This is a genomic window from Candidatus Thiosymbion oneisti (assembly GCF_900092655.1).
GTDB lineage: Bacteria > Pseudomonadota > Gammaproteobacteria > Chromatiales > Chromatiaceae > Thiosymbion > Thiosymbion oneisti.
In genome coordinates this window covers 1-11,422 of the sequence record NZ_FLUY01001130.1, presented here as the reverse complement: position 1 = coordinate 11,422, position 11,422 = coordinate 1, and the positions used below count along the sequence as shown (strand labels likewise).

Here is an 11,422-nt window from a genome sequence, read left to right as displayed (position 1 = left end):
CCGGGTGTAGGTTGCGTTGAGACGCGGGTGCCGGCCTGGCCGTCGATCAATGAGCCGTTGGGCGTCGAAACGCAACCTATACACCCACATGATCCCCCACGCGGTCTACACGCGCGGACCTCGGGCGACTACTGGGATATCCGCAAGGGGTGCTCCTACAGGGGCGGCTCAAAGGGATGCCTGATCTCCATATTCGAAGGCCAAGTCCCCATCCTTGACATAGACCCGTACCGCCCCCCCGTTGGTCAGTGACCCGAACAGGATCTCGTTGGCCAACGGCTTTTTGATGTGGTTCTGGATAACCCGCGCCATGGGTCGGGCGCCCATATGCAGGTCGTAGCCCTTGTCGGCCAGCCAGTCCCGGGCGGCGGCATCCAGGCTCAAAGCCACCTTTTTCTCGGCGAGCTGCTGCTCCAGCTCGAAAATAAACTTGTCGACGATGCCGATCACGGTGGCCGCCTCCAGGGCGGCGAATTGGACCACGGCGTCGAGCCGATTGCGGAACTCCGGCGTAAAAAAGCGCTTCAGGGCCTCCAACCCATCGCTGGAATGGTCCTGCTCGGTAAAGCCGATGGAGCGCCGGCTGGTCTCCTCGGCACCGGCATTGGTGGTCATCACCAGGACGAGGTTGCGGAAGTCGGCCTTGCGGCCGTTGTTGTCCGTCAAGGTGCCGTGGTCCATAACCTGTAACAGCAGATTGAATACGTCCGGGTGGGCCTTTTCGATCTCGTCGAGCAGCAGGACCGCGTGGGGGTGCTTGTTGATCTCCTCCGTCAATAGGCCACCCTGGTCGAAGCCCACGTAGCCCGGGGGCGCACCGATGAGGCGCGAGACCGTATGGCGCTCCATGTACTCCGACATATCGAACCGTATCAGGGCCATACCGAGGATGCGCGCGAGCTGGCGCGTCACCTCGGTCTTACCCACCCCCGTCGGCCCGGTGAACAGGAAGGACCCGATGGGTCTTCCTTCGGGTCCGAGACCGGAACGGCTCATGCGGATGGCGGATGTCAGCACCTCGATGGCCTGATCCTGACCGAAGACCACCAGCTTGAGGTCTCGATCCAGGTTTTTGAGGGCGTCCGTGTCAGACAGGGAGACCTGCTTGGGTGGTATGCGCGCAATCTTGGAGACGATAGCCTCCACGTCGACGACTTGGATCCGCTGCTTGCGTTTGGCCTTGGGCCGCAGCTGCATATTGGCACCGGCCTCGTCGATCACGTCGATGGCCTTGTCCGGCAGATGGCGGTCGTTGATGTACTTTGCCGAGAGCTCGACGGCAGCCCGCAACGCCGGCCGGGTGTAGCTGACCTGGTGGTGTTCCTCGAAACGGGTCTTGAGTCCTTTGAGGATCGCGACCGTTTCGTCCACACTCGGCTCGTTGATATCGATCTTCTGAAAGCGCCGCGCCAGGGCCCGGTCCTTCTCGAAGATGCCGCGGAACTCCTCATAGGTCGTGGAGCCGATGCAGCGCAGCTCGCCGGAGGTAAGCACCGGCTTGATGAGATTGGAGGCATCCAGCACGCCGCCCGAGGCCATTCCCGCGCCGATGACGGTGTGGATCTCATCGATGAAGAGCACGGCGTGCGGTAGCTGCCGCAGCTGGGCCAGGACCATCTTCAGCCGTTTCTCGAAATCCCCCCGATACTTGGTTCCGGCTACCAGGGCGCCCAGGTCCAACCGATAGATGGTGGCCTCCGCCAGCACCTGTGGTACGTCGCCGTCCACGATCTTCTTGGCCAGCCCCTCGGCGATCGCCGTCTTGCCGACGCCGGCCTCCCCGACCAGCAATGGGTTGTTCTTGTGCCTGCGGCACAGGATTTGGATCGTCCGCTCGACCTCGGACCGCCGGCCGATCAGAGGATCGATCCGCCCTTGGCGCGCCAACTCGTTAAGGTTGCAGGAAAAGCTCTCCAGGGGGCTGGCGCTCTCTCGCTCCTCCCTACGGACCGGGTCCGACTCGCCCTGGCCTTCTTCATCCCAACCCTCTCCCAGCACCTTCGAGATCCCGTGTGAGATGAAGTTGATCACATCCAGACGCGTGATGTCCTGCCGATTGAGCAGGTACACGGCCTGAGAGTCCTGCTCGCTGAATAGGGCTACCAGCACATTGGCACCCGTCACCTCCTGCTTGCCCGCCGCCTGGACGTGATAGAGGGCCCGCTGCAAGACCCGCTGGAAGCCCAGGGTGGGCCGGGTCTCGCGCCCGTCCTCACCGGAGATCAGCGGCGTGGTCTCCTCGATGAACGCGGAGATCTCCCGGCGCAATCGGTCGGGCTCGGCGCCGCAGGCCCTCAGCACGATGGCCGCGGAGGGATTGTCCAGCAGGGACAATAACAGGTGCTCGACGGTCATGTACTCATGGTGTTGCTTGCGGGCCTGCTCGAAGGCCTGATGCAACGAAAACCTGAGCTCTTTACTAATCATGATTGCATCGATTTTTCAGGGCCCTTGGAGGAAACCGGAACCGAGCGGGGCAATCTAGCCCGCATAGCTCACCAGGGCGGCAATTTCCTAAAGATATGCAGATCGGTGAGATAGGTGGGCTAAGCTTCTTCCATCGTGCACATCAGCGGATGTTGATGGCTACGGGAATAATCATTGACCTGCGACACCTTAGTCTCCGCGATATCCCGGGTGTAAACACCACATAGGCCAACCCCTTGCGTGTGTACATGCAGCATGATCCGCGTGGCCTGTTCCCGGTCCATGCGGAAAAAGGTCTCGAGCACCATGACGACGAACTCCATCGGCGTGTAGTCGTCATTGAGAAGCAGCACCTTATACAAGGGCGGCCGTTTCAGCTCAGGCTCGGCTTCCTGTACTGAGAGATCGGATTCATATTCTTCATTGGGATCTTGCCCACTCATGATGCTTCGATTCCAGTGAAAATTTGACCAATGAAATCAGATTACTATACTTTGAAAATAAGGTGCGGCCTAGGCTATCCCAGGTAACCGCGCCAGATAACAATTCAACGCTTAGTTGCCGGGGAAAGTCTCGGCAAAACCCCGGGGGAAGGCAACCGATGATGACCGGTAGTGTGAAATGGTTCAATAATGCAAAAGGATACGGATTCGTCAAGCCCGACGGACAAGACGAAGATGTCTTCGTCCACTTCTCGGCCATCGACATGGACGGTTACAAGACCCTCAAGGAAGGGCAAAAGGTGGAGTTTGAGATCAGTCAGGGACCTAAGGGCTTACATGCGGCCCACGTAAACCGGCTGACCTGACCCTGCCTCTGCGATAAAAAGCGAAACCATGATAAGGAATATAGATCTCCGCGGCTCAACCGGACATCTTGGCGATGACCGCGTCTCCGAATCCGGATGAACTCACCTTGGTCGCCCCTGCCATGAGTCGTTCCAGATCATAGGTTACCGTCTTGGCCATAATGGCCCCCTCGACCCCCTTGATGATGAGATCCGCTGCCTCGGTCCATCCCAGATGGCGCAGCATCATCTCGGCGGACAGGATGATCGAGCTCGGATTCACTTGGTCCTTGCCGGCATACCTCGGTGCGGTTCCATGGGTAGCCTCGAACATGGCCACGGTATCGGACAGGTTGGCACCCGGCGCCAAGCCGATGCCCCCCACCTGAGCGGCCAGCGCATCGGAGATGTAGTCGCCGTTCAGATTCAGGGTAGCGATCACATCGTATTCCTTGGGGCGCAACAGAATCTGCTGTAGGAAGGCATCGGCGATCACGTCCTTGACGACGATCTCGCCGCCGGTCTTGGGATTGGTCAGGCGGCACCAGGGACCGGCACCGATCTCCGCGGCACCGAACTCTGCTTTGGCCAACTCGTAGCCCCAGGATTTGAAGGCCCCCTCCGTGAATTTCATGATATTGCCCTTGTGCACCAGGGTCACGGAGTCACGGCCATTGTCGATCGCGTACCGGATCGCCTTACGCACTAGTCGCGACGTTCCCTCCGAGGAGACGGGCTTGATGCCGATACCGGAGGTCCGGGGAAAACGGATCTTGGTGACGCCCATCTCGCGCTGCAGAAAGTCGATGACCTTCCGCGCCGACTCGCTGCCGGCCTGCCACTCCACACCCGCATAGATATCTTCGGAGTTCTCGCGGAAGATGACCATGTCCGTATGCTCCGGCTCCCGGAGCGGACTGGGCGTACCCCGAAAATAGCGCACCGGACGCAGGCAGACATAGAGATCCAGCTCCTGGCGCAAGGTAACGTTCAAGGAGCGGATACCCCCGCCTACCGGCGTCGTCAGCGGCCCCTTGATGGACACCACGAACTCGCGCACGGCGTTCAGGGTATCTTGCGGCAGCCAGACATCCTCGCCATAGATGCGCGTAGCCTTCTCGCCGGCATAGACCTCCATCCATTGGATCTGCTTTCGGCCCTCATAAGCCTTTTCCACCGCGGCATCCACCACCTTCTTCATGACCGGTGTGATGTCGATTCCGATACCGTCACCCTCGAGGTACGGGATGATGGGATTGTCCGGTACCTGCAGTGAATTGTCCGCGCCGACGGTAATCTGCTCGCCTGGGGAGGGAGTCCGTAATTTTTCGTATGTCATTTTGGATTCCTTGCTGTTGCCGGAAAAGCCATGAGTCTAACATCCTACCCTGGGCTTGCGATGCCGTCGGTATCGGCATTTGGCGCAAGTGTGCATCGACCTTTTCGCACAACCCATGGGAGGGTATCGCAAAAGCCCTCTAAAAGCCCCTCTCCCGCTGAGAGTGTCGCAAAAGTCCCTCAATAGCCCCTCTCCCACCGGGAGAGAGGTTGGGGAGAGGGGGTCAAAGGGCAAGAGGGGGTCAAAGGCAAAGATCGGTGCCTTTTGCGACCCCCCCGGAGGCGACGGGTATAATTTCCTTTTCAATCGGAGCGGAATATTGGCCTCCCTCACCGAATCTATCGCCAAGGTCGGCGGTAATACCTTTCTGTCCCGCATTATGGGGTTCGTTCGCGACCTGGTGATGGCCCGGGTGTTCGGCGCTGACGCCGGAACCGATGCCTTTTTCGTCGCCTTCAAGATCCCCAACTTCATGCGCCGGTTGTTCGCCGAGGGGGCCTTCTCCATGGCCTTCGTACCCGTGCTCAACGCGTACAAGACCAAGCACGGCACCCCGGAGCTCAAGGGCTTCGTGGACGATGTGGCCGGCAGCTTCGGGGCGGTACTCCTGGGCGTAACCCTCCTAGGCGTGCTCGGGGCCCCGGTGCTGATCCTGATCTTCGCCCCCGGTTTCTCAGGCGAGATCAGCAAACAGGCGATGGCCACGGAGATGTTGCGCCTGACCTTCCCCTATCTGATGTTCATCTCCCTGACGGCGTTCGCCGGCGGTATTCTCAACACCTACGAGCGGTTCGGCGTACCCGCTTTCACGCCGGTCCTGCTCAATATCGCCCTGATCCTGTGCGCCCTCCTGCTGGCCCCGGAAATGGAGCGGCCCATCTTCGCGCTGGCCTGGGGGGTCTTTATCGCAGGCGTCGCACAGCTTGCCTTCCAGCTCCCGTTTTTGTGGCGGATCGGGATGCTGCCGCGACCCCGGGTCAACTTTCGGGACGCCGGGGTGCGGCGCGTCATCAAGCTCATGATCCCGGCCCTGTTCGGGGTCTCGGTGACCCAGATCGGCTTGCTGTTGAACACCCTGCTGGCCTCCTTCCTGGTTACCGGGAGTATCACCTGGCTCTACTACGGCGATCGGCTCATGGAGTTTCCCTTAGGCATCCTGGGCGTGGCCTTGGGGACCGTCATCCTACCCAAGCTGTCCCGGAAACACGCCGAGCAGTCACCCGAGGCCTTCTCCCGCACCCTGGATTGGGCCCTGCGCTGGGTGCTGCTGCTGGGGGTGCCCGCCGCGATGGGGCTGCTGGTGTTGGCCGGTCCCATGATGGCGGCCTTGTTCCACTCCGGTGAGTTCACCGGCGAGGACGTGAACATGGCCGCGCAGGCGCTCATGGCCTATGCGTTGGGATTGGTCGCCTTTATGGGCATCAAGGTCCTGGCACCGGGTTTTTATGCGCGTCAGGATATGCAGACCCCGGTCCGGATCGCCGTGATCGCGATGGTCGTCAACGTTGCCTTCAGCCTGTTGCTGATGTTCCCCCTGGGACACACGGGCCTTGCGCTTGCGACCACGCTCTCCGCCGTTGCCAATGCCGGCCTTCTGCTACGTGGTCTGCTGCGCCAGGGCATTTATCGGCCCGGGGACGGCTGGCATGCGCTCCTGGTACGTGGCCTGGGTGCCGGCATGGTCATGGGTCTCGTGGTCTGGTGGGGTAGTGGGGAAACGGCCCTGTGGCTGGCAATGGGGACTTGGGAGGGGATCCTGAAACTCCTGATCTGGATCCTGGCTGGTGGCGTGGCCTATGCGCTGTCACTGCTGGCCTTCGGCGTCCGCATCAGGCATTTCTCGGCGCCTTAGCGGCCGCACCAGCCAGGTATACTGCCACACGGCACAATCCGAGCTTTTGAATTTCCCCCTCACCCCCGCCCTCTCCCGGAGGGAGGATGTTGCAAAAGTCATTTCGAACCACGAATGAACACGAATCCACACGAATTTTCGTGTCGATTCTTGGTTCTTACGTGGTTCTTAATGTTGTTTCCGGATTTTGTACGCAGTTGTACCAGCCAGGTAGGATGGGCAAAGCGAGCACCCAGCAGGATGGTCCGGGGCTTCGGTCATTTTGCGGCGGTTTCCGGACCACGGTCCCTTGCAGGATGCTCGAAGCGAAGCCTGCCCATCAATCCGGCTATCCGAGTTTGAGCCGAATTTTCCTCTAGGAAAAAATCGGTTTCTCCCGTGAGAGGGTGTCGCAAAAGTCGTTTCGAACCACAGAGGACACAGAGAATTGGCCTGTACCTTTCTCTGCGTTCTCTGTGTCCTCTGTGGTTTAAACTTCACGGACTGGCAGCTGACGCCACTGTTTTTGCGACATCCTCCTCCGGCGTCAATCAGGCCTTTTCTCTGGTTCCCACGCGCCGCGTGGGAACCTGATCGCTCCGCGCCGCGGAGGCTTTTGGCGGGATGCGCTGCGCTTTCCCGCCCTACGCGAGCTGAGGCAAGGCCCCGGCAGGGGTTGGAATCTGGTTTTGAAGAAAGGGGGGCTTATTAATGACGGAAAAAACTTACTCTTACAATGGGCGTGGTGGCCTTACGCTGAAGAATTGTATTTTCTGATTGTCGTTGACAAAACGCTAGAGCAGCTAGGCGTGCAGGATGTGATCGCGGCGGCACTTATTATCTCAGGTCAGCCGATTCTGCCAACCTGTGTGAAGATAGGCGGTCCAACCGTAACTAGGGGTACGTCTCCCACCTCGAAATATGCATCTAAAATTTTGCCTCATACGAGTCCTCTACGCTTACCTACTGTCACAGGCAGAAACATCCGTACCCTGAAGATTACCTTTACTCGCAACATTGGTCGCTTTATTGGCAGAACCGTACCTGTTGTGGGCTGGGTTATTCTTGCCTCCGATGTCGTCCAAATTTTCTGGAAAGCAATGCGCACATATAACGAGATCGTTGATAATGAGGACAAATTCTTCGGGTAGCTGGCAACAGTTGCTACATTTCGTGGAACAGGAACGAGGCAAATACCGAGTTCCCCTGACTTCGGATACGGAACTGTTTGCACAGCTGGGCCTGGAGAGTGACGATGCCCTGGAATTCCTGGATCACTATGCCACTGAGTTTTGCGTTGATATGACGGGTTTTGACTACCACCTGTATTTTGGGCCTGAGGGCTTGGACGTTATCTCCATCATCGCCTCGCTCTTTTCCGGAAAGGGGCGTCAACCATACAAACCGCTGATGTTAGGTGACTTACATGACGCCATGATACGGGGTCGGTGGGAACAAGAGCCCGTGTAGAAAGAGAAAACCGTGAGAAACTGTAAATGTACTCGATCATGGGGAATCCACCGGACTTGACGGAAAACCAACTCCGCGCCATGCGCGCCAGCCCGTATTCTGTTTCGTGCTGAAGAAGTGGTCCTCTCACAATCCCTATGTACTCGTCCCCATGAGGATCATTCGCGGACTGCACAACCTGGTACCTCGGCCGCGCGGTACGGTTGTCACCATCGGCAACTTCGACGGGGTGCATCTGGGGCACAAGGCGGTGTTCGGGCGCCTGTTGGCACAGGGGCGGGCGCTGCGACTGCCGGCCATGGTGATTACCTTCGAGCCCCAGGCCATGGAATACTTCGCGCCGGACGCGGCGCCGGCGCGTCTTACCCGGTTGCGTGAGAAGCTCGCCGCCCTGGCGGACTGTGGTGTCGAGCAGGCGATGTTGCTCAGATTCGGTCCCAAGCTGGCGCGGATGGAGGCGCGGGAGTTCGTGCGGGAATTGCTGGTGGACGGACTGGGTGCCCGGTATCTGCTGGTCGGCGACGATTTCCGCTTTGGTCATGGCCGGGCGGGGGACTTCCGGCTACTCCGGGAGATGGGCCGGGAGCACGGCTTTAGCGTCGAGGACCTGCACACCATAACCCACGGCGACGAGCGGGTGAGCAGCACCCGCATCCGCGAGGCCTTGGCGCGGGGGGACTTCGAGTTTACCCGGCGTCTGCTGGGCCGGACCTACCGTATCTGCGGGCGCGTAGTCCACGGCGACAAGCGGGGGCGGGACATTGGTTTTCCCACCGCGAACCTGAACCTGCACCGGCGGGTAAGTCCCCTCCGCGGCGTCTATGCGGTGATGGTTGGAGGCATTGCGGACCGACCTTGGCCGGGGGTAGCGAATCTGGGGACCCGACCGACGGTGGACGGGAGCGCCCGGTATCTGCTCGAGGTCCATCTGTTCGACTTTACGGGCAACCTCTACGGCCGGCATCTCGAAGTCGAGTTTCGACGCAAGCTGCGGGATGAGAAGAAGTTCGGGTCCTGCGAGGAGCTCCAGGCACAGATCGGTCGGGATACCGTGACAGCACGGGCGTTGCTCGGCGCGCCGACAACCGCTTTTGCATATAGCCCGTAGGGTGGGCTGTGCCCATCAACACCGTGCCTGCGGAAGATCCGACTGCGATATGGAGTCCGCAAATGAACGCAAATGGACGCTAATCGATGATGCGTCTATTTCGTGTTCATGCGCGGACCGAAAATTCAAGAGAGAGACCTGATGGCCGGCATTGCCATCGCAATCGACCCCTGCCGGCTGAGAGACTGTCTAAAAAGGCAGTCTTTTAGTGTCCCTTTGTGGCTTTGCGTGATGTTCGTCTTTCTCACACCAAGCTACAAAGACACGAAGACCGGAGCTCCTATCGAGATATCGATCACAGGCCATATCGATCTTGGTATCTTCTGAACAACAGGAGGTCCTCTGGCATATGGCTCAAATTGCTCCGCGTCTTGAATATACCGAGAATGAAGAAAATGAGATAATAGGAGCATTGAAGAAGTGCTTGCTGCATAAAAGTAAAATTGTAAAGGTATCTGCAATGGAATCATTAGCCATTTTCGCAGATAGAAATTGCTCCCTATTGAATGAAGTGATCGAAATCATAAAAAACCAAATGAGAAACGGTAGCCCCGCTGTCCAGTCACGTGGGCGGAAACTATTACAACGATTGAGCAGGAAACCAATAGATGCATCTACATCCTACGGGGACCTTTCCAAGGTCACAAAGGCCAGGTCGTAGCGGTTGCGCTCATCGCGCCGCCGCTCCTTGCGGGTAATCTCGCGCCAGCAGGCCCGGTCCCAATCCGGGAAGAAGGCATCCCCTTCTAATGTCGCGGCCACCAGGGTCAGATACATGCGCCGGGCCAGGGGGAGCATATCCCGGTAGATACCGGCCCCGCCAACCACCATCAGCTCCGGGGCAGGCCCCGTGGCGGCGATGGCCTCCGTCGGCGAGCCTGCCAGGATGCAACCCTGGGCCCGGTAGGAAGGGTTGCGGGTGACCACGATGTGGGTGCGTTGCAGAAGCGGTCCGGGTAGGGATTCCCAGGTCCGTCGCCCCATGACGATGGGTTTGTTCAGGGTCAGACCCTTGAAGTGGGCGAGATCGGCGGGGAGGTGCCAGGGCAGGCGGTTACGGTAGCCGATGACCCGATTCTCGGACATTGCGGCGACGATGGAGACCAGCGGTCGGTGAGCAACCATGACGGCCATGTTAACGCCTGATCGAAAACTCCGCGCCCTCTGCGTCTGTCCGCCGCCAGGCAAGTCGGCTTTGCCTATATCAGAAACCTAGGTCTGAGTTCCCGACAAAACCCTTTTTTATCCACAGATTACGCAGATTTTCGCAGATTATTTCGTTTCCATCTGTGAAAATCTGCGTAATCTGCGGATTAAAGTTCTCTCGTTCCCACGCAGCGCGTGGGAACGAGAAATACGCCGCGTTCGACGCCGTGCCCGTCCGGGCGCAATCCTGGGTTATTTGGCGTTGGTTGTGGGATCTGACGTGTTGGGTTACGGCGCGTTCGACCCTGTCGCTGTGCTTCGGGATCGGACAGCGCGCCTAACCCAACCTACACCCAACGCGAGGTCCGCGCGGGCAGGCCGCGCGGGGAGTAATATGGGTGTAGGTTGCGTTAAGACGCCGGCACTGACACCACAGGAGATCAGTGAGCCTTTGTGCGTCGAACGCAACACGTCAAACCCTGTCCCGACGCAGGAGGGATCTTTTCCCTCCAGACAATGCCAAATCATTCAGGATCGTTTCGCTCCGTATGTGAACATATATCATTGGGCACCACGGATTTCTATGATGCCCCGGATTCTGCGATAACAGCGGAAAAATGGGTTTTACGGGCCGGCGTTTGGCCTATGGGATCGACCGGCTATGGGCGAAAACCGAGAGCTGCCGCCGCTTAGGATCAGGCCCCGACCTTCTCGTATTCTGGCGGTATTCCTGCTGGTAACCCACGGTGCGGCCTTGTCCGTCGTCGTCGCGCTTCCCTTGGATTGGTATTGGCGCAGCGGGCTCGCTATCCTAGTGCTTACGAGCCTGATCAACACGATAGGGACGCAGGTCCTGTTCTTGGTTCCCTGGGCAGGGCGGGAGGCGATTTGGGAGCCGGATGGAACCTGGACCCTGACCCTGGTATCCGGTAAGCAAGTCGAGGCTCGGCTGTTGCCGTCCACCTTTGTGACGCCCGGACTCTTGGTGCTGAATCTGCGCTGCGGACGTTGGCGCTCCTGCGCGATGGTGCTCTTGCCCGACACCTTGGACCCCGATCTGCTGCGGCGTTTGCGGGTGCGTCTCCGGCTGTGGGGAACTCTGGATAAATCAGGCACCGATGCCTCAGCATAATTGGGTTGGCTCTTTATGGATTCCAGACTGTTCTATCCTCCATCCTCGGCACGACCGTCGAGTGTGATGAGCATCTGTCTGCGTGCAGGGACGCACAGGCAGGCAGCGAACCGGAGCGGTCCAGCGGAAACTTTGGAGTGCGGCGGCGACTTTATCCCGGCATTGGTAGAAACCCGCGGTAC

General features: G+C 59.1%; 10 protein-coding genes. 6 read left to right on the top strand and 4 right to left on the bottom strand.

The window, feature by feature from the left end:
• Window positions 1-168: 168 nt before the first annotated feature.
• A complete protein-coding gene (clpA, locus tag BQ17_RS11560) occupies window positions 169-2,427 on the bottom strand; it encodes an ATP-dependent Clp protease ATP-binding subunit ClpA (RefSeq protein WP_089727213.1) in 2,259 nt (752 codons plus the stop codon).
• Between the two features lie 119 nt (window positions 2,428-2,546).
• Window positions 2,547-2,870: an ATP-dependent Clp protease adapter ClpS gene (gene clpS / locus BQ17_RS11555; protein ID WP_089727211.1), complete on the bottom strand. Its 324-nt coding sequence runs from the start codon at window positions 2,868-2,870 to the stop codon at window positions 2,547-2,549.
• Between the two features lie 158 nt (window positions 2,871-3,028).
• Between clpS and cspD the strand changes: the two genes are divergently transcribed.
• The gene (gene cspD, locus BQ17_RS11550; protein ID WP_089727210.1) at window positions 3,029-3,235 is read left to right on the top strand and encodes a cold shock domain-containing protein CspD; all 207 of its coding nucleotides are present in this window, start codon (window positions 3,029-3,031) and stop codon (window positions 3,233-3,235) included.
• Window positions 3,236-3,290: 55 nt separating this feature from the next.
• Here cspD and icd read toward each other — a convergent pair whose 3' ends face one another.
• Window positions 3,291-4,553 carry an NADP-dependent isocitrate dehydrogenase gene (icd, locus tag BQ17_RS11545; RefSeq protein ID WP_089727208.1) on the bottom strand — a complete coding sequence of 421 codons (1,263 nt, stop codon included), beginning with the start codon at window positions 4,551-4,553 and terminating at the stop codon, window positions 3,291-3,293.
• 319 nt (window positions 4,554-4,872) lie between these two features.
• Between icd and murJ the strand changes: the two genes are divergently transcribed.
• The 4 genes from murJ to ribF all read left to right on the top strand — a co-directional run bounded on the left by murJ (window position 4,873) and on the right by ribF (window position 8,962).
• Window positions 4,873-6,405, top strand: a complete 1,533-nt coding sequence (murJ, locus tag BQ17_RS11540) for a murein biosynthesis integral membrane protein MurJ (protein WP_176722396.1) — start codon at window positions 4,873-4,875, stop codon at window positions 6,403-6,405.
• 668 nt (window positions 6,406-7,073) lie between these two features.
• A complete protein-coding gene (locus tag BQ17_RS11535) occupies window positions 7,074-7,535 on the top strand; it encodes an STM2901 family protein (protein ID WP_218068240.1) in 462 nt (153 codons plus the stop codon).
• Window positions 7,459-7,854, top strand: coding sequence for a DUF1493 family protein (locus BQ17_RS11530; protein WP_089727206.1), 396 nt, complete (start codon window positions 7,459-7,461; stop codon window positions 7,852-7,854). Before BQ17_RS11535 ends, BQ17_RS11530 begins: the two co-directional genes overlap by 77 nt.
• A gap of 151 nt (window positions 7,855-8,005) precedes the next feature.
• Window positions 8,006-8,962, top strand: coding sequence for a bifunctional riboflavin kinase/FAD synthetase (ribF, locus tag BQ17_RS11525; RefSeq protein WP_089727204.1), 957 nt, complete (start codon window positions 8,006-8,008; stop codon window positions 8,960-8,962).
• A gap of 621 nt (window positions 8,963-9,583) precedes the next feature.
• Here ribF and BQ17_RS11515 read toward each other — a convergent pair.
• Window positions 9,584-10,096 (bottom strand): dihydrofolate reductase, encoded by a 513-nt coding sequence (locus BQ17_RS11515; protein ID WP_218068238.1) that lies wholly within the window; start codon window positions 10,094-10,096, stop codon window positions 9,584-9,586.
• A 673-nt stretch (window positions 10,097-10,769) separates the two neighbouring features.
• On the opposite strand from BQ17_RS11515, the gene BQ17_RS11510 reads away from it, so the two are divergent.
• Window positions 10,770-11,240, top strand: coding sequence for a protein YgfX (locus tag BQ17_RS11510; RefSeq protein ID WP_089727202.1), 471 nt, complete (start codon window positions 10,770-10,772; stop codon window positions 11,238-11,240).
• Window positions 11,241-11,422 lie beyond the last annotated feature (182 nt).

Bases quoted from the DNA above. Each gene is read 5' to 3' on its own strand.
- BQ17_RS11530 (WP_089727206.1), top strand. From the start codon at position 7,459: ATGTCGTCCAAATTTTCTGGAAAGCAATGCGCACATATAACGAGATCG.
- clpS (WP_089727211.1), bottom strand. From the start codon at position 2,870: ATGAGTGGGCAAGATCCCAATGAAGAATATGAATCCGATCTCTCAGTA.
- ribF (WP_089727204.1), top strand. From the start codon at position 8,006: ATGAGGATCATTCGCGGACTGCACAACCTGGTACCTCGGCCGCGCGGT.
- icd (WP_089727208.1), bottom strand. From the start codon at position 4,553: ATGACATACGAAAAATTACGGACTCCCTCCCCAGGCGAGCAGATTACC.
- BQ17_RS11510 (WP_089727202.1), top strand. From the start codon at position 10,770: ATGGGCGAAAACCGAGAGCTGCCGCCGCTTAGGATCAGGCCCCGACCT.
- clpA (WP_089727213.1), bottom strand. From the start codon at position 2,427: ATGATTAGTAAAGAGCTCAGGTTTTCGTTGCATCAGGCCTTCGAGCAG.
- BQ17_RS11515 (WP_218068238.1), bottom strand. From the start codon at position 10,096: ATGGCCGTCATGGTTGCTCACCGACCGCTGGTCTCCATCGTCGCCGCA.
- cspD (WP_089727210.1), top strand. From the start codon at position 3,029: ATGATGACCGGTAGTGTGAAATGGTTCAATAATGCAAAAGGATACGGA.